A 17,245-nucleotide genomic window follows, 5' to 3' on the forward strand; every position below is an offset into this window, starting at 1 on the left:
AGAAAGACAAGACGCTCACGGGGTGGCTTCCACACTGGAAACCAGAAGGAGTCTTATGCGTCATTACGAAATCATCCTGCTCATCCATCCGGATCAGAGCGAACAGGTTCCGGCCATGCTGGAGCGCTACAAGGGCATCGTCACCAACGGTGGTGGCAAGGTGCACCGAGTGGAAGATTGGGGCCGTCGTCAGATGGCTTACCTGATCCAGAAGCTGGCCAAGGCCCACTACCTCTGCATCAACATCGAATGCAGCAAGGAAGTGCTCGGCGAGCTCGAGACCGGCTTCCGCTTCAACGACGCCGTGCTGCGTCACCTGACCGTCGTCAAGGACAAGGCCGAGACCGGCCCGTCGGTGATGATGAAGTCGGTGGAAAAGGACGAGGCTCGCAAGGCCCCCCAGCAGGAGGCTTCGGCCTGATTGAAAGTGCCCCGGCGCTCCTCACGGCGAGGCTGGCATGAACCGAATGGTTCTGTCGGCGCAGCTGGTGGAGCGAGGTGCAGTGCGCTACACCCCCGCTGGTCTTCCAGCTTGCGATTTCGGGCTCAAGCACGAATCGCAGGTCACCGAAGCCGGCATCCCCCGCAAGGTCTCGCTGGAGATGCGCGCGGTGGCGATCGGGGATCTCGCACAGCGGCTCATGAAGCTGGAGATCGGATCGACCGGCACCTTCGCTGGTTTTCTGACCCACCAGCGCAATGGCCGAGGCACCGTCCTGCATGTGACCGAATTCGAATGAGCTGCAGTCGCCGAAGACCAGCTCTTGTTTGTTCCGGATTGAATTTCTAGAGAGGTGAAATATGCCCCCGCCACGTGGTAAAGGTCGGTTCTCGAAGGACCGCAAGCCCAAGCGCAACCAACAGTCCCTGCTGTTCCGCCGCAAGCGCTTCTGCCGCTTCACGGTGACCGGTGTCGAACAGATCGACTACAAGGACATCGACACGCTGCGCGACTTCATCGGTGAAAACGGCAAGATCACGCCCGCCCGCCTGACCGGCACGCGCGCGTTCTTCCAGCGCCAGCTCACCACCTGCATCAAGCGCGCTCGCTTCCTGGCCCTGCTGCCGTACAGCGACCAGCACAAGGTCTAAGGAGCAATCGACATGCAAGTGATCCTGCTCGAAAAAGTGGCCAACCTCGGCAACCTGGGCGACGTCGTCAAGGTGAAAGACGGTTATGCCCGCAACTTCCTGATCCCGACCCGCGCCGCACGCCGTGCGACCGAGGCCGCGATCAAGGAATTCGAAGCCCGCCGTGCCGAACTCGAGAAGGCCGCCGCTGAAAAGCTGTCGGCCGCTCAAGCCCTCGGCGAGAAGATGAACGGCCGCACCGTCCACATCACGCAAAAGGCGGGTGTGGATGGCCGACTGTTCGGCTCGGTGACCAACCACGACGTGGCCGAAGCGCTCAGCCGCATCGACTTCAAGGTGGCCAAGGCCCAGGTGCGCATGCCCAACGGTCCGCTGAAGACCGTTGGCGAGCACACCGTGACCGTGGCACCGCACACCGATGTGGTGGTCGAGGTCAAGGTCGTGGTGGTTGGTGAAACCGACTGAGGTTTACCCGCGCTCTGCGATGAAGGGTCGGCTCTGCCGGCCCTTTTTCTTTGCGGGCTCTTGATTTCCACCCAAGGCCCACCGAATTTCCCCAGGCTTGTCCACAGGCGTGGCAGGAGCCCCTTCGTATCATTTCCCGATGGCCGCCGTCTTCTCGAATAACGATTTCCCGGGCTCTTCCAGGGGGGACGACGAAGTCGCTCGCCTGCGCATCCCACCGCATTCCATCGAAGCCGAGCAGAGCGTGCTTGGCGGTCTGCTGATCGACAACAGTGCCTGGGACCGCGCCGGTGACCTGCTCAATGACAGCGACTTCTATCGCCATGAGCATCAGCTCATCTATGCGGCCATCGGTGGCCTGATCAACAACTCCAAGCCTGCCGACGTCATCACCGTTTTCGAGCAGTTGCAAGGGCTTGGCAAGGCCGAAGCCTGCGGGGGCCTCGTGTACCTCAATGCGCTCGCGCAGAGCGTGCCGAGCGCGGCCAACCTGCGGCGTTACGCCGAGATCGTGCGCGAGCGGGCGGTGCTGCGCAAACTGGTCGCTGCCAGCGATGAGATCGCCACCGCCGCCTTCAACCCGCAAGGCCGGCCGGTGCCGCAGATCCTCGACGAAGCCGAGAGCAAGATCTTCAAGATCGGCGAAGAAGGCTCTCGCTCGCGCCAGGGTTTCATCAGCATGGACACGCTCGTGGTGCAGCTGATCGATCGCGTGAACGAGCTGCACGAGAACGGCGCCGAAGAAGTGACCGGCGTGCGCACCGGCTTCTACGACATGGACAAGATGACCGCCGGCCTGCAGCCCGGCGACCTCATCGTGCTGGCCGCGCGCCCCTCGATGGGCAAGACGGCGTTCGCGCTCAACATCGCCGAGAACGTGGCGGTCAACGAAGGCCTGCCGGTCGTCGTGTTCTCGATGGAAATGGGCGCGGCCCAGCTGGCCTTGCGGATGGTCGGCTCGCTCGGCCGCATCGACCAGGGCCACCTGCGCACCGGCAAGCTGCACGACGACGAATGGGGACGCCTGTCCGAGGCGGTCGAGAAGCTCGGAAAGGCTGCCGTCTTCATCGACGAAGGCTCGGCCCTGAGCCCGAGCGAGCTGCGCGCCCGGGCGCGCCGCCAGGCCCGCCAATGCGGCCAGCTCGGCCTGATCGTGGTCGACTACCTGCAGCTCATGAGCGGCAGCGGCGGTGGTTCGGAAGAGAACCGCGCCACTGTGATCGGCGAGATCTCGCGCGGCCTGAAGTCGCTCGCCAAGGAACTGAAGTGCCCGGTGATCGCGCTCTCTCAGCTCAACCGAAGCGTGGAGACCCGCACCGACAAGCGGCCGATGATGAGCGACCTGCGCGAGTCGGGCGCGATCGAGCAGGACGCCGACGTGATCATGTTCATCTACCGCGACGACTACTACATGAAGGAGCAGTCGAAGGAGCCCGGCGTGGCCGAGATCATCATCGGCAAGCAGCGTAACGGCCCGACCGGCACGGTGAAGCTGGCATTCCTCAAGCCGCTCACGAAGTTCGAGAACATGGCCCCGGGGAGCGGGGGCGACGACTTCTACTGAGCCGCTGCCGGTGCGCGCCGAAAGCCGTGCCGCCACGAGGGGCAGACCTGCGCAAGAGCAAATCAGCGAACCTGGTCTCGGCATAAGGTGGGCAATCAACGCCACTCACCCGCTCGCAGCGGGTCTCACAGGAGCCACCATGCCATCGTCTCGCGCCGTTCTCTGGATCGACCACCACAGCGCTCAGCTCGCGCCGCTCGATGAACCGGCGAGTGAGGTACGGCGGATCCACGAGCACACGCATCACACGCGCCAGCATGGCAGTGCCGTGCGCAGCGAACATGAATTCTTCGCCGACGTGTGCGAGGCGCTTTCCGGGGTGGCCAAGGTGCTGGTCACGGGCTCTCATCAGGCACAGGCCGATTTCGCCCGCTACGTCGAAAAGCACCGGCCCGCCATCTCGCCGCGCATCGTGGGCTGGGAGACCGTGGATCACCCCACGCCGGCGCAGCTGCAGGCGCTGGCGCGCGAGTTCTTCGTCAAGTACGAACTCTTCGCGAGCGGCCCGACCACGCCGGTCTGAAGAAGGCCCAGCCGTCGGCCCTGCGGAGGATCATTCGGGGACCGGCGCGAAGACGATTTCGACCCGCCTGTTCATCTGGCGGCCTGCGGGCGTGCTGTTGTCGGCGATCGGAGATTCTTCGCCTCTTGCCTGGGTCGTGAGGTGGGCCGATGGCACGCCCAGGTTCACCAACGCCGCCATCACCGCATCGGCACGTCGGCCAGAGAGTTCCAGGTTGGCGCTTTCCGTTCCCACGCTGTCGGTGTAGCCCTCGATCGATGCAGTGCGTTGCGGGTCGCGCCTGAACGCATCGGCCAGCTTTGCCATGTTGCGCATGCCTTCGGCGCGGAGCTGCGACTTTCCGCTGTCGAAGAGCACGTCGCCCAGCGTGACCACGATGCCGCGCTCGGTCTTCTTCGCTTTCATGTCGGCAAGAAGCCCCTCCAGGTTGTTCACCCGTGCATCGCGGCGCTCGACCATCTCCTTGTCGCGTTCCGCCTGCGTCTTGGCCACGGCCAGGTCGGTGGTCTTCTGTGCGTTGATGCGCTGAGACTCGGCCAGTTGCTGTTTTGCGGTGTCGGCTTCGGAGGTGCGCACCGCCAGGCGGACGCGATCGCGCTCCATCGATGCCTGTGCGGTGACGGCCTGGTCGGCCAGGCTGGTGGCGGTGTCCTGGGCGATCGTCACGCGCTGGCCGGTCATGTAGGCGAGGTGGTCGATGGTGGCCGTGTTCTCGCCTGCCGACCAGGCTTTTTCCGCCAGTCGGAGGGTGTCGTCGGCCCGCTTGAGCTCTTGCGGGGCGAGTGACACCACCTGCGCGTCGCCCTGAGCCGAGCGCACTCGGGTGCGGGCCTGCTCAAGGGCGCCGTTGGGGGTGGGGCCTGTTGCACAGGCCGTGAGGGTGGCGGCCAGGGCCGAAAGACAAAGTGTGCGGTGGTTCATGACGGGCTCCGTTCAGCGCGTGGACTTGCGGTTGAGTTCTTCGCGAAGGGCGCGTGCGGCCTCACGCGTTTCCTGGGCCGCCAGACGAGAGCGTGCGGCCTCCGCCCGGACCTGGGCCACTTGGGCATCGATCTGTGCCTGCTCGGCCAGCATGGCCGCGCTTTCATAGTCGCTTCGCGCGTCGGCCCGCTGGGCGCTGGCGAGCTTGTCTTGCGCGCGCTGCAACTCGAGTGGGGCGAGCTCGGCCGTGCTGCCGGTGCTGGCGCGCCGGACGGCGGCGTCGGCAACCGCCATCTCCTGGGTGGGTCGCGGTGGGCTCGCGCAAGCGCCAAGCGCGGTCGCGAACACCAAGCAGAGTGCGGCGGTGGCAACGGGTGTGGAGATGAAGGCTCTCATGTGAATCCTCGGTGGTACAGCACGAACCGCATGCTTGCGGGCCGGCCCGAGGCTGGCGATCAGAGCCTGCAGTGTGGTGCGTCTCGTGCAGACGGTCTGTCTGCCAGCGCACCCTCAGCTGGCAACGTCAGGCGGCAGGAGTCGGTCGTACTCGCGCTTGACGACCGCGTAGCACTCGCAGGCGCGCTTCTCCAGCGCCGGGCGGTCAAGCACGCTGATGTGGCCGCGGCGGTAGCTGATGAGGCCAGCGTCCTGCAGCCGACCCGCGGCCTCGGTCACGCCTTCGCGGCGGACGCCCAGCATGTTGGCGATCAGCTCCTGGGTCATCACGAGTTCGCTGGAACGCAGGCGGTCCAGACTCAACAGCAGCCAGCGGCACAGCTGCTGGTCGAGCGAGTGGTGGCGGTTGCACACGGCCGTCTGCGACATCTGCGTGAGAAGCGCCTGGGTGTAGCGCAGCAGCAGGTGCAATACCGGCCCCGCACGGTTGAACTCCAGCATCATCACGCTCGCACGCAGTCGGTAGCCGCGGCCGGCACTCTGCACGACGGCACGGCTGGTGGTGGAGTCGCCACCCATGAAGAGCGAGATGCCCACCACGCCCTCGAAACCCACCACGGCGATCTCGGCCGAGGCGCCGTCTTCCAGCACGTAGAGCAGGGAGGCGATGGCGGTCGTGGGGAAGTAGACGTGGCTCAATCGCATGCCGCTTTCGTAGAGCACCTTGCCGAGCGGCATGTCGATGGGCTCCAACTCGGGCAGCCAGCGCTCCCGCTCGGCTGGTGGCAGCGCGGCGAGCAGATGGTTTTGCAGGGGATCGTCACCGATGGTCATGCGCGCGCCTCCTTTGCCCGAGGGCAACCCGGCCATCGCGTGGAGCATGACGCGCGGTGACAGCACCCGCGGTGCTTGCAACGAGTATAGGCAGGGGCTCCGGCGGCGGCAGGAGAACCCTTCGTCTGCCGTGGCGTCAGCGATTCAGGGTGACGCGCTTTGTGCAGCCCTCGCGACCGGCAGCGACACCCGGAACTCGCTGCCCATCAAGTGGCCTTCGCTTCGCGCGGTGACGGTGCCTCCATGGGCATGCACCAGGTCGCGCACCACCCACAGGCCCAGCCCCAGCCCGCCGGAATTCATGCCCACGGCTCGCGGCTCTTGCGTGAAGAGGTCGAAGATGTGCGGCAGCGCGTCCGCCGAGATGCCCAGTCCGGTGTCGCTCACCGCGACTTTCACCGCATCCGGCTCCACCACCACCGCCAGCGCGATGTGGCCCTCGGCGGGCGTGTAGCGAGACGCGTTGTCCAGGAGGTTGCCGAACACCTGCGTGAGGCGCACCGCGTCGCCTCTGACCTCGGGAACGCGCTCGGGAATGTCGATCTGCAGATGTTGTCGCCGCGATTCGATGGCCGGTCGGCAGGCTTCCACCGAGCTCGCAAAGACGCCGTGCATGTCGACGACCGCGTGCTCCAGGCGAAACTTGCCCGTGCTTCCGCGGGCCACCTGCAACAAGTCACCGATCAGCCGGTCCATGCGGGCGACTTGCCGAGCGATCACGGCACCGAGCTTTTGCTGGCGCGCCTGGTCGTCTGACGTGCGCGCCAGCAGTTCGGCTGCATTGCGCAGCGGAGCCAGCGGGCCGCGCAATTCGTGCACCACCGCCGCGAGGAAGTTCATGTCCTGTTCCGGTGGCAGCGCAGGGCTGGCATCGCCGAGGGCCGCCTGGCCCCCGGCGGCCCCAGGCTCGGAGTGCCGGCGAGGCTCCTGTCGCGCCCCGGCGGGGCGGAAGAACGCCAGCCTCCCGCGCCCCTGCTGCTTGGCCGCGTACATCGCCTCATCGGCCCGGGCGATGAGCGCCGGGGCATCGGATCCGTCTTGCGGGAACAGGCTGATGCCGATGCTGGCCGACATCTCCAGCGCATTGCCCTCGGCTACAAGGGGCTCGGCCAGCGCGGCCAGCACCTTGCCGGCGATGGCGGCGGCGTCGGCCTGACGGGCTGCGTCCGACAGCAGGATCACGAATTCATCTCCGCCGTAGCGGCTCACGGTGTCGGTGTCTCGCACGGCCGATTCGAGACGCCGCGCCACCTGGCACAAGACCTCGTCGCCCGTCGCGTGGCCCCGCGTGTCGTTGATGTGCTTGAAGTGGTCCAGGTCCACGAAGAGCACTGCAAAGCCCGTCTCGTGTCGGTGGGCATGCGAGATGGCATGCTGCAGCCGGTCGATCAGCAGAGTGCGGTTCGGGGTGCCGGTGAGTTCGTCGCGTTGCGAGCAGCGCGCGAGTTCGTCGAGTGACTGCCGCGCCGATTCGGCTGCGTCGCGGGCCGTGAGTGCGGCCAGCACGAGTTGCTCGTTGGCTTGCACCACGAGCCCCATGTGCTGTGCGTCGACAGCTTGCTGCCCCGCGACCCTCTTCATGCGACAGGTGCTACCCATGGCGATTCCTCTGAGTCAGGTGCCCGGTGCGGACGACGCCGCGTAGGCTGGCCGCTCAGCAAGCCTTCGTGGTCGGGCAGCATCTCGCCGAGGTGGATGCCGTCGTCGTCGATGCTGAACAGGCGCAGCTGATCGGAATGTGCACTCACGCGCACCTTGACGACGGCCATCACCCGCTTCAGGTGGCTGTCGATCTCGACGTAGCGCTGCACGACGATGGCGTCGGTGAGGAACGCCGTGCCGTAGGGGCTGAAGCGAAGGTCGCTGTAGCGGTCTTCGAGCTCGGAGGTCATCAGCACCGACACCCCGGTGCTCGCAAGCGCCGCCACCAGGCGAGACAGCGCCTCTCGGAATTCGCCGCGAAAGGTCGGCGCGAGGGCCAGCTCGAAGCCGGAGAGCGAGTCGATGACCACACGGGTGGCCCGCCGGCGCGCGATCTCGGCCAGCAGCAGCTGAGCGATCTCATCGACCGACAGGGCCGGCGCGCTCGTGTCGACCACGGTCACCGCCCCCTGTTCGATGAGGTCGCCCATCTCGTGGCCGCGCAGGCGGTCGGGTTGCTGCTCGAACACCGCGAGCACTCCGGCCTCTCCTGCGCGGGCGCCTTCGGCGAGGAAGGCCGACGCCAGGATGCTCTTGCCCGATCCCGATGGCCCGGCCACCAGCAGTGAGTAGCCGCGCGGCAGGCCGCCGCCCATCATCGCGTCGAGCCCAGGCACGCCCATGTGCAGACGGTGCTCGGTCGGCCGCGGCGGTCTGTCCGACCCGGCATTGCGCACGATGACGGGTGGGGCAAACACGTGCAGGCCTCCTGCACCGATGCGAAACGTGTGCAGGCCCGGCAGGGTGGCCTGGCCGCGCATCTTGGTAATCTCCAGTTTGCGGACCATCGCGTTGTGCTGCACGCTCTGGCGCAGCCAGATGAGGCCGTCGGCCACCGTGAGGATGGGGTTCATGGCGGCGTCGTTCATGTCGTCGTCGACGAGGAAGGTGGTGGCCTGCCAACTGGTCATCAACACGCCGAGCTTCTGGACGAACCGTTGCAGGCTCAAGCCCGAGCGGTCTTCGCGCTGGCTGGCCAGGGCGACGGAGCGGAACGAGTCGACGAACACCAGCGCCGGCTGGTGGGCTTCCACCTCGGCGACGATGCGGTCGAGCACCTGGGCTGGGTCGCCCGCAGCGGTCTCGTCGGCGAGGTTGCAGAACCGGATTGCGCGATTGAGCCGGTCGAGGTCGAAGAAGTCGTACTGCTGCTGGTAGCGCAGCATCTTGATCGGCGGCTCGCCCACGAGGGTGAAATAGACGGCCGGCCGCTCGGCGCTGGCCTGCGCAAACATGATCTGGTGAGCGAGCGTGGTCTTGCCGCAACCCGGCGCGCCGGCGATGACGTTGAACGAAAACTCCGGAAGGCCGCCACCGAGCACTTCGTCGAGCCCGGGCACGCCGGTGGCGAGGCGGCGGATCGTGGCGGTGCCGACGGTCATCGCTCGAGCCCTGCCGAGCTGCGCAGCGCCTGCCGCAGGAGCGGCTTGCCGATGAGCCAGACCAGCAGCCCGTGGAAGCGCTTCATCAGCGCACCTTGCGCAAGCGCTGCCTGCCGACCCCTGCAGTGCCCCAGGGCGCCGTGGAGGGCGGCGAAGTCATCCGTTCCGCAGACGCCCGCGTGCGCATCGGCCAGCCAGGGGGCCTCTGGGGCTTGCTGCGTCACGCAGTGCCGATACAGGGTTGCAAACCCGAGCCGGCCGATGACGGGTGACAGCGCGGCATCGTGGCGCCGCCAGGTGAGCACGGCCACATCCGCGAGACGCCGGGCGTTTTCGCCAACGGCGGGCGGGCGCTCGAACGCGGCGACGTGATCGGTCGGCATGCATGTCATGGGGGGCTCCTGTGGTCGATGCGTTCGAGCCTAGCGAAACGGCAGGTTTCATCGGTGCGCCAGCGCACGGAGCGAAGGCCCCCGGACCGCCACACTGCGGCATGCCTGAGACCTCCACCATGAGCCGCGACGCCTTCTTCCACGAAGAATCGCGCGCGGTGCGCTTCTACGTGTCCATCGAAGGCGAGTTCGTCGGCGCCAGCATCGGACAGCTGACCTTGCACTACTGCTTTCGCCCGAACGGGCGCGAAGAGGATCCGATCGAGACCTTCAGGGCACATGCCGATGAGATCGAGGCCGCCGTGCGGCGGCGCGTCGAGAACGGTGCTTACAAGCCGGTGCTCCTGCGCGAGAGCGATCTGCGGCATGCAAAGGGCCCTGACTAAGTGCGCTGGCGCACAGACCGCCGGGCGCACCCGGTACAACCTGTGCAAAAGGCCGAGAAAGCGTCACCGTCGTGGCGCGCATGGTCAGAGGTTGAACTGCCATGAGTCTGGACAGCAAGCACACGCAGGACGAACGCCAACGCGCGCAGGCCGAAGAGGTCTTCACCGATGAGGGCGGTGCTGCCGCCAGCACGGCCGGGGCACGCCGGCCCGCTGCCAGCGACGTGACGCTGCCCCAGCCGGCATTGGCGGCGATCCGTCGCTTCCGGCGTGGGCGCTGGACGCTCATGGAAGACCAGCGCTGATCGCCGCGCACCGAACCGTGCGGCGCTCGGGTCCACAAGAGAGACTCCGATGATCCGGCTCGAGCTGTCGATCGAGTTGGAGTACGAGGTGAACGACCCGGCCGGTGCCGACTTCATCTTCAACCTGCACGCCGCCCAGACCTCCTGCCAGACCGTCACTGCCGAGCGGTTGGTGCTGAGCCAGCCCGTGGTGCCCGTGGTGGCCACCGACCCCACGACGGCGTCGCGCTTCATGCGCGTGCATGCCGATACCGGCACCCTGCGCGTCAACTACGACGCGGTGGTCGACATCCATCACCACCTGGCCGAGCCCGACACGCTGGCCGAAGTGCCCGTCCACCGTCTTCCGCTGGACGTGATGCCCTACGTGTACCCCAGCCGCTACTGCCAGTCCGACCGGCTGCTGCGGCTTGCGGCGGACGAGTTCGGCGGCTACTGGCACGGCTACAGCCGGGTGCTGGCCATCCAGCATTGGGTGCAGAAGCACGTCACGTTTCGATCGAACTCGAGCGACTTCACCACGTCGGCCGTCGACACGCTCCTCGAGCGCGTGGGGGTCTGCCGTGATTTCGCCCACTTGATGATTGCGCTGTGCAGGGCTCTCAACATCCCTGCGCGCATCGTCTCCGGCACCGACTACGGTGCCGATCCTGCGCTCGGCCCGCCCGATTTCCATGCCTACGTGGAGGTTTACCTGGGCGACCGCTGGTACCTCTTCGACCCGTCGGGCACGGGCATTCCGATGGGGTTCGTGCGCCTGGGCACGGGGCGCGACGCGGCCGACGTGGCTTTCGCCACGATGTTCGGCAGCGTGACGCCCGCGGCGCCGCGCATCTCGGAGCGCGCGCTCGACAGCGACGGCGCCGAAGCTCCGCGGCACTGCCGCGAGGCCTTGTCGACGTCGGACCGGACGCTGGCAGAGAGCGACATCGGCGCACCGCCGTCCCCGGGACGCGCTGCGCACGGCGATATGTGCCCGATCCGGCAATGGCCCCACTGAAATCCTCCTGAGAGAAGTCTTGCCGAATACTGTATAAAGATACAGTATGCAAAAGCCCGATCGCCCTCAGGAACAGACACCGGTCAGGGGCCGCGGCACTGGCTGGGCCATCGTTCACCGCTACGCCCGCCAATCGGGTGAAAGCTTCGACGATGGTTGGGGCTCGATCGACCAGCTCGCCGAAGAAGAGCACCTGCCGCGTGAGACGCAGATCATCGAAGAGCGGGTGAAGTCGGTGCTGTCCAGCAACGACTCGCCCGACATCGGCTTCGACCTCTCGGTGAACCCGTATCGCGGTTGTGAGCACGGCTGCATCTATTGCTTCGCACGGCCGACGCACAGCTACCTCAATCTTTCGCCCGGCCTCGACTTCGAGACGAAGATCATCGCCAAGGTGAATGCCGCCGAGCGCCTGCGCGAAGCCTTCGCAAGCCGGGCCTACGAGCCTTCGATGATCAACATCGGTGCGGCCACCGATGCCTACCAGCCCATCGAGCGCAAGCTCGGCATCACGCGCTCCATCATCGAGTTGATGCATGAGTGCCGGCATCCGTTCTCGATGGTCACCAAGTCGTCGGGCATCGAGCGCGACCTCGATCTCGTGGCGCCGATGGCGAAGCAGCGCCTGGTGGCGATCTACGTGTCGATCACCTCGCTCGACCCGAAGCTCGCGCGGATCCTCGAGCCACGGGCCGCGGCGCCGCATCGGCGGCTGCGGGTGGTGGAGACGCTTGCCAAGGCGGGCGTGCCGGTGGGTGTGAGCGTGTCGCCGGTCATTCCCTTCATCAACGAGCCAGAGCTCGAGCGCATCCTCGAAGCTGCCGCCGAAGCGGGTGCGCAGTCGGCCTTCAGCATCGTGTTGCGCCTGCCGTGGGAGGTGAACCCGCTTTTCCAGCAGTGGCTGGAGCAGCACTTTCCCGAGCGGGCGGCGCGCGTGATGGCGCGCATCCGCGAGATGCGCGGCGGCAAGGACTACGACGCGAACTTTGCCACCCGCATGAACGGCACCGGCGTCTGGGCGCAGCTGCTGCGCCAGCGCTTCGACAAGGCCTGTGCCCGCCTCGGGCTCAACAAGACGCGGATCGAACTCGACCTGTCGCTGTTCCGCAAGCCGGTTGTCTCGAGGGCGGGCATGCCAGCATCCAGCAAGCACGCACCGCCGGATGACCGGCAGCGCGAGTTGTTCTGACGATCAGGCCGCCTCCGCTTCGGGCGGAGTCTCGTCCGCCGCGGGTTCGGCGGGGCGCACATCGCGCAGGTTCAATGCACCGGGCTGGCGGCCACCGGCCTGGCCCAGCATGGCCGCGCTGACCCCCACGGCGTAGAGGTCGCGCAAGGCGTCGGCACGCTCCGACAGGCTCGCGGCGTCGTCGATGCGTGCGCCATGGCGCTGTAGCGTCATGCGGGCCATGTCGATCAACTTGGCGTTGTAGGTGCGCTCGGCGTGCGCGAGCAGGGCCTGCACGGCGGTTCGGTGGTTGCCCTGCACGGTGTGGGTTACGGCTTGCTCGGCCATTTCGCTGATGCGCAGGTGGGCGGCGCGCACGCGCTCGGCAAACGGCGGGTGCACGGCGGCGGCGCCGGCCAGCAGCTCGGTCAGGCCCTTCGAGCTGGCGAAACGCAGGCCGAGCGTGTCGACCCAACCTTCGGAGCCGTCGAGCTGGATCTCGCCTGCGCTCAGCTGCGCCAGCAGGGCCAGCAGGTTGCAGCCGGCCTCCACGTCGAGGTTGGGTTCGTCGAGTTTGCTGAAGAGGGAGCGCACCTCGGCCACCACTGCCGCCACCTGCTTTTGCAGCATCAGGTTGAGTGCCGAGGCGATGCTGGCAAAGCGCTGCAGGCGCTTGCTGTTCGGCGCGCGTTCGAGGGCGTGCTGCAGGTTGTCGATGCAGCGCTGCAGCCCCTTGCTGTCGCGCTGCTGGAAGCGGCTGAAGGCGAGCAGCACCAGCGACTGGAAGTCGAACATCTTCGAGCTGATGCCGAGGGTCGCCGCACGGTCGAGCATCTTGGCGGCTTCGTCTCGGTCGCCCATGAAGAAGGCCAGCATGCCGTGCTTCTGCAGCCGGGCGATCGAGCTCGGCGTGAGCGAGCTGGCCTTGCGGAAGGTGTCGAGCGCTTCGTTGAGGTTGCCTTGCTCGACCTGCACCCGGCCCATCACGTCGTAGGCATCGACGTGGCTCGGGTGGTCGCCGATCAGCGTCTCCAGCGTGCGCATGGCTTGCGTGGGCTGGTTGGCGTCGATCTGCGCACGGGCGATGCCCAGGCGCGCCCAGGGGAGGGCGCCGGTTTCAAGCACGGCTTCGCACAGCTTCTTGGCCTCGTCGTGCATGCCCTGGCGCAGCAGCAGCTCCGAGCCGATGCGCGCGGCGTACAGCCAGTAGACCGAGCGGCTGGCAAAGCGCTGCAGGCACAGGCGGGTCGCGTGCTGGTAGTCGGCCTGCTCGATGGCGGTGAAGATGTCGGCCAGCGTCTTCTTGCGCTTGCGCGCCTGCGTCAGCCGCTCGCCGAGCGAGGTGGCGGTGTGCGGCTTGAGCAGGTAGCTGTCGAGCGCCGACTCGGCGGCGTCGGCGACCATCGTGTACGAGGCTTCGCCGGTCACGATGATGAAAACGGTGGAGAAGGGCAGCAGCTGCGCGCGGCGCAGGTCGTCCAGCAGGTGCTGGGCGGTGTAGTTGGGGTCTTCCGCGTCGAAGCGGTGTTCGCAAAGCACCACGTCGAAGGGGCGGGCTTCGAGCTGCTTGCGCGCATCCTTGATGCGGCCGCATTGCACGACCGTGCCCACGCCGAACTCTCTCAGCTGCGCTGAGAGGATGCTGCGCGAGGTCGGGTTGCCATCGACAACCAGGGCCTTGCAGTCGGCGATGTCACGGTCCAGCAGTTGCACGGGGTCTCCAGGGGCGCGACAGCGTGAACTACTGCCTGCGCACGGCGCCATTGCGCCTTCTCCCTGGAGTTATCGGCCCCGGCAGAGGCCGACTTGAACGCTCAGGCTTACTTGAAGAGGTCCTTGACCCGGTTGGTCCAGCTCTTGGCGTTGGGCGAGTGCCTGTCGGGTGACTTGGCCAGCGACTCGTCGAGCTCGCGCAGGAGCTTGCGCTGGTGCTCGGTGAGCTTGACCGGCGTCTCCACGCTCACGTGCGCGTAGAGGTCGCCCGGGTAGCTCGAGCGCACCCCCTTGATGCCCTTGCCGCGCAGGCGGAAGGTCTTGCCATGCTGCGTGCCTTCGGGCAGGTCGATCTCGGCCTTGCCGCCGAGCGTGGGCACCTCGATCGTGCTGCCGAGCGCCGCGGTGGTGATGCTCACCGGCACCGTGCAGTGCAGGTCGTCGCCGTCGCGTTCGAAGATGTCGTGCTGCTTGATGCGGATCTCGATGTAGAGATCGCCGGCCGGGCCGCCGTTGGTGCCGGGCTCGCCATTACCGGCCGAGCGGATGCGCATGCCCTCGTTGATGCCGGCGGGGATCTTCACCTCCAGCGTCTTCGTCTTCTTGGTCTTGCCCTGGCCGTGGCAGGTGGTGCACGGGTCGGGGATCACCCGGCCCGAGCCGTGGCAGTGCGGGCAGGTCTGCTGGATGCTGAAGAAACCCTGGCGCATGGTCACCGTGCCGGCACCGTTGCAGCTCGGGCAAGTCTTGGCGTGCGTGCCGGGCTTTGCGCCGGTGCCGTGGCAGGTGGCGCATTCTTCCCAGCTGGGAATGCGGATCTGCGTCTCCTTGCCGTGCGCGGCTTCTTCGAGCGTGATCTCCATCGTGTAGCTGAGATCGCTGCCGCGATAGACCTGCTGTGCGCGGCGCTGGCCACCTGCGCCGCCCTGGCCACCGAAGATGTCGCCGAAGATGTCGCCGAAGGCCTCGGCAAAGCCGCCGAAGCCTTCCGCTCCCGGGCCGCCCGGGCGGAAGCCGCCCGCATTGGGGTCGACCCCGGCGTGGCCGTACTGGTCATAAGCCGCGCGCTTCTGCGGCTCGGAGAGCATCTCGTAGGCCTCCTTGACCTCCTTGAACTGCTCTTCGGCCTTCTTCGCACCGTCACCCTGGTTGCGGTCAGGGTGGTACTTCATGGCCAGCTTGCGGTAGGCCTTCTTGATGTCGTCCTCGGAGGCGTTCTTCGCCACACCGAGCACTTCGTAGTAGTCGCGCTTTGCCATGTGCTTGTGCTGCTGATTCAGGTCGCTGTCGTTTCTACCGGCGCGCTTTTAAACGCGAAATCCCCCGCGTGCTGGTTTCGCCAGCCCACGGGGGAATAGTTGGCAGCGGCGCCGCCGCCGTGGGCCAGATTACTTCTTGTCCTTCACTTCCTTGAAGTCGGCGTCGACGACGTTCTCGTCGGACGACGGCTTCGCACCGGAGCTGCCGCCGGCCGGGCCTTCAGGCTGCGCCGCGGCACCGGCTGCCGCCTGTGCGGCCTGCGCGTCGGCGTAGACCTTCTCACCGAGCTTCTGGCTGGCCGTCATCAGCGCTTCGCTCTTGGCGTCGATCGCGTCCTTGTCGTCGCCCTTGATGGCTTCTTCGGCTTCCTTCAAGGCGGCTTCGATCTTTTCCTTTTCAGGGGCATCGAGCTTGTCGCCGTACTCGGTGAGCGACTTCTTCACGCTATGCACGAGCGCGTCGGCCTGGTTGCGGGCCTGCACGAGCTCGACCTTCTTCTTGTCTTCCGCGGCGTTGAGCTCGGCGTCCTTCACCATGGCCTGGATCTCGTCTTCCGACAGACCCGAGTTCGCCTTGATGGTGATCTTGTTTTCCTTGCCGGTGCCCTTGTCCTTGGCGCCCACGTGCAGGATGCCGTTGGCGTCGATGTCGAAGCTCACCTCGATCTGCGGCGTGCCGCGCGGTGCGGGCGCAATGCCTTCGAGGTTGAACTCGCCCAGGCTCTTGTTGCCCGACGCCATCTCACGCTCGCCTTGATAGACCTTGATCGTCACCGCCGGCTGGCCGTCTTCCGCGGTCGAGAAGACCTGCGAGAACTTGGTCGGGATGGTGGTGTTCTTCTTGATCATCTTGGTCATCACGCCGCCCATCGTCTCGATGCCGAGCGACAGCGGGGTGACGTCGAGCAGCAGCACGTCGGTGCGGTCGCCTGCGAGCACCTGGCCCTGGATCGCGGCACCCACGGCCACGGCTTCGTCAGGATTGACGTCCTTGCGCGGCTCCTTGCCGAAGAACTCCTTGACCTTGTCCTGCACCTTGGGCATGCGGGTCATGCCGCCGACGAGGATCACGTCGTCGATCTCGCTCGTGTTGACGCCGGCATCCTTGATGGCGGTGCGGCACGGGGCGATGGTGCGCTCGATCAGGTCTTCGACCAGGGCTTCGAGCTTGGCGCGGGTGAGCTTGATGTTGAGGTGCTTCGGGCCCGAGGCATCGGCCGTCACATACGGCAGGTTGATGTCGGTCTGCGAGCTGTTCGAGAGTTCGATCTTCGCCTTCTCGGCCGCTTCCTTCAGGCGCTGCAGCGCGAGCACGTCCTTCGACAGGTCGACGCCTTGCTCCTTTTTGAACTCGGCAATGATGTAGTCGATGATGCGCTGGTCGAAGTCTTCACCGCCGAGGAAGGTGTCGCCGTTGGTGGAGAGCACTTCGAACTGCTTCTCGCCGTCGACGTCTGCGATCTCGATGATCGAGATGTCGAAGGTGCCGCCGCCGAGGTCATAGACGGCGATCTTGCGGTCGCCCTTGGCGGCCTTGTCGAGGCCGAAGGCGAGGGCTGCCGCGGTGGGCTCGTTGATGATGCGCTTGACGTCGAGGCCGGCGATGCGGCCGGCGTCCTTGGTAGCCTGGCGCTGGCTGTCGTTGAAGTAGGCCGGCACCGTGATCACGGCTTCGGTCACGGTCTCACCGAGGTAGTCCTCGGCGGTCTTCTTCATCTTGCGCAGCACTTCGGCGCTGATCTGCGGCGGGGCGAGCTTCTGGCCACGCACTTCGACCCAGGCGTCGCCGTTGTCGGCGGCCGAGATCTTGTAGGGCATCAGGTCGATGTCCTTCTGCACTTCCTTCTCGGTGAACTTGCGGCCGATCAGGCGCTTCACCGCGTACAGCGTGTTGCGCGGGTTGGTGACGGCCTGGCGCTTGGCCGAGGCGCCGACGAGGATCTCGCCGTCTTCCTGGTAGGCAATGATCGAGGGCGTGGTGCGTGCACCTTCGCTGTTCTCGATCACCTTGGTGGTGTTGCCCTCCATGATGGCCACGCACGAGTTGGTGGTGCCGAGGTCGATGCCGATGATCTTTGCCATGTTCGTTTACTCCTGAAGTCCGCTGGACTGAATTTGGTTGTTCTCGAGTTGTGGATAACTGC

At 66.4% G+C, this 17,245-nt stretch carries 19 protein-coding genes; 10 read left to right on the forward strand and 9 right to left on the reverse strand.

What is annotated here, in order from left to right; all coding sequences use genetic code 11:
* Positions 1-55 precede the first annotated feature (55 nt).
* The 6 genes from rpsF (at position 56) to RXV79_RS11790 (ending at position 3,644) form a co-directional block, all read left to right on the forward strand.
* Positions 56-421 (forward strand): 30S ribosomal protein S6, encoded by a 366-nt coding sequence (gene rpsF / locus RXV79_RS11765; protein ID WP_296719403.1) that lies wholly within the window; start codon positions 56-58, stop codon positions 419-421.
* 37 nt (positions 422-458) lie between these two features.
* On the forward strand, positions 459-740 hold the full coding sequence (priB, locus tag RXV79_RS11770) for a primosomal replication protein N (RefSeq protein WP_316703600.1): 282 nt from the start codon (positions 459-461) through the stop codon (positions 738-740).
* A gap of 61 nt (positions 741-801) precedes the next feature.
* Positions 802-1,092 carry a 30S ribosomal protein S18 gene (rpsR, locus tag RXV79_RS11775; RefSeq protein WP_296719397.1) on the forward strand — a complete coding sequence of 97 codons (291 nt, stop codon included), beginning with the start codon at positions 802-804 and terminating at the stop codon, positions 1,090-1,092.
* A 12-nt stretch (positions 1,093-1,104) separates the two neighbouring features.
* Positions 1,105-1,557 (forward strand): 50S ribosomal protein L9, encoded by a 453-nt coding sequence (gene rplI / locus RXV79_RS11780; protein WP_316703601.1) that lies wholly within the window; start codon positions 1,105-1,107, stop codon positions 1,555-1,557.
* Between the two features lie 139 nt (positions 1,558-1,696).
* Positions 1,697-3,121, forward strand: a complete 1,425-nt coding sequence (gene dnaB / locus RXV79_RS11785) for a replicative DNA helicase (RefSeq protein WP_316703602.1) — start codon at positions 1,697-1,699, stop codon at positions 3,119-3,121.
* Between the two features lie 139 nt (positions 3,122-3,260).
* Positions 3,261-3,644 (forward strand): hypothetical protein, encoded by a 384-nt coding sequence (locus RXV79_RS11790; protein WP_316703603.1) that lies wholly within the window; start codon positions 3,261-3,263, stop codon positions 3,642-3,644.
* A gap of 30 nt (positions 3,645-3,674) precedes the next feature.
* Here RXV79_RS11790 and RXV79_RS11795 read toward each other — a convergent pair whose 3' ends face one another.
* From RXV79_RS11795 to RXV79_RS11820, 6 genes are all read right to left on the reverse strand, one after another.
* Positions 3,675-4,565, reverse strand: coding sequence for an OmpA family protein (locus RXV79_RS11795; protein WP_316703604.1), 891 nt, complete (start codon positions 4,563-4,565; stop codon positions 3,675-3,677).
* 12 nt (positions 4,566-4,577) lie between these two features.
* Positions 4,578-4,961, reverse strand: coding sequence for a DUF4398 domain-containing protein (locus tag RXV79_RS11800; RefSeq protein WP_316703605.1), 384 nt, complete (start codon positions 4,959-4,961; stop codon positions 4,578-4,580).
* Positions 4,962-5,075: 114 nt separating this feature from the next.
* The gene (locus RXV79_RS11805) at positions 5,076-5,795 is read right to left on the reverse strand and encodes a Crp/Fnr family transcriptional regulator (RefSeq protein ID WP_316703606.1); all 720 of its coding nucleotides are present in this window, start codon (positions 5,793-5,795) and stop codon (positions 5,076-5,078) included.
* A gap of 144 nt (positions 5,796-5,939) precedes the next feature.
* On the reverse strand, positions 5,940-7,376 hold the full coding sequence (locus RXV79_RS11810) for a diguanylate cyclase domain-containing protein (protein ID WP_316703607.1): 1,437 nt from the start codon (positions 7,374-7,376) through the stop codon (positions 5,940-5,942).
* Entirely contained in the window at positions 7,373-8,878 is a 1,506-nt protein-coding gene (locus tag RXV79_RS11815; protein WP_316703608.1) for an ATPase domain-containing protein, read from the reverse strand. The genes RXV79_RS11810 and RXV79_RS11815 overlap by 4 nt, the downstream gene beginning before the upstream one ends.
* Complete coding sequence (locus RXV79_RS11820) at positions 8,875-9,261, reverse strand: hypothetical protein (protein WP_316703609.1); 387 nt, start codon at positions 9,259-9,261, stop codon at positions 8,875-8,877. Before RXV79_RS11820 ends, RXV79_RS11815 begins: the two co-directional genes overlap by 4 nt.
* 128 nt (positions 9,262-9,389) lie before the next feature.
* Between RXV79_RS11820 and RXV79_RS11825 the strand changes: the two genes are divergently transcribed.
* The 4 genes from RXV79_RS11825 to RXV79_RS11840 all read left to right on the forward strand — a co-directional run bounded on the left by RXV79_RS11825 (position 9,390) and on the right by RXV79_RS11840 (position 12,150).
* A complete protein-coding gene (locus tag RXV79_RS11825; protein WP_316703610.1) occupies positions 9,390-9,656 on the forward strand; it encodes a DUF1488 family protein in 267 nt (88 codons plus the stop codon).
* Between the two features lie 101 nt (positions 9,657-9,757).
* Positions 9,758-9,961, forward strand: a complete 204-nt coding sequence (locus tag RXV79_RS11830) for a hypothetical protein (RefSeq protein WP_316703611.1) — start codon at positions 9,758-9,760, stop codon at positions 9,959-9,961.
* A gap of 49 nt (positions 9,962-10,010) precedes the next feature.
* Positions 10,011-10,961 (forward strand): transglutaminase-like domain-containing protein, encoded by a 951-nt coding sequence (locus RXV79_RS11835; protein ID WP_316703612.1) that lies wholly within the window; start codon positions 10,011-10,013, stop codon positions 10,959-10,961.
* 46 nt (positions 10,962-11,007) lie between these two features.
* A complete protein-coding gene (locus RXV79_RS11840) occupies positions 11,008-12,150 on the forward strand; it encodes a PA0069 family radical SAM protein (RefSeq protein ID WP_316703613.1) in 1,143 nt (380 codons plus the stop codon).
* A gap of 3 nt (positions 12,151-12,153) precedes the next feature.
* Here RXV79_RS11840 and RXV79_RS11845 read toward each other — a convergent pair whose 3' ends face one another.
* From RXV79_RS11845 to dnaK, 3 genes are all read right to left on the reverse strand, one after another.
* Positions 12,154-13,842 (reverse strand): tetratricopeptide repeat protein, encoded by a 1,689-nt coding sequence (locus RXV79_RS11845; protein ID WP_316703614.1) that lies wholly within the window; start codon positions 13,840-13,842, stop codon positions 12,154-12,156.
* A gap of 107 nt (positions 13,843-13,949) precedes the next feature.
* On the reverse strand, positions 13,950-15,101 hold the full coding sequence (gene dnaJ, locus RXV79_RS11850) for a molecular chaperone DnaJ (protein ID WP_316703615.1): 1,152 nt from the start codon (positions 15,099-15,101) through the stop codon (positions 13,950-13,952).
* A 129-nt stretch (positions 15,102-15,230) separates the two neighbouring features.
* Positions 15,231-17,183 (reverse strand): molecular chaperone DnaK, encoded by a 1,953-nt coding sequence (gene dnaK / locus RXV79_RS11855; RefSeq protein WP_316703616.1) that lies wholly within the window; start codon positions 17,181-17,183, stop codon positions 15,231-15,233.
* Between the last annotated feature and the right edge of the window lie 62 nt (positions 17,184-17,245).

This window comes from Piscinibacter gummiphilus (assembly GCF_032681285.1).
GTDB classification, from domain to species: Bacteria; Pseudomonadota; Gammaproteobacteria; order Burkholderiales; family Burkholderiaceae_C; genus Rhizobacter; species Rhizobacter gummiphilus_A.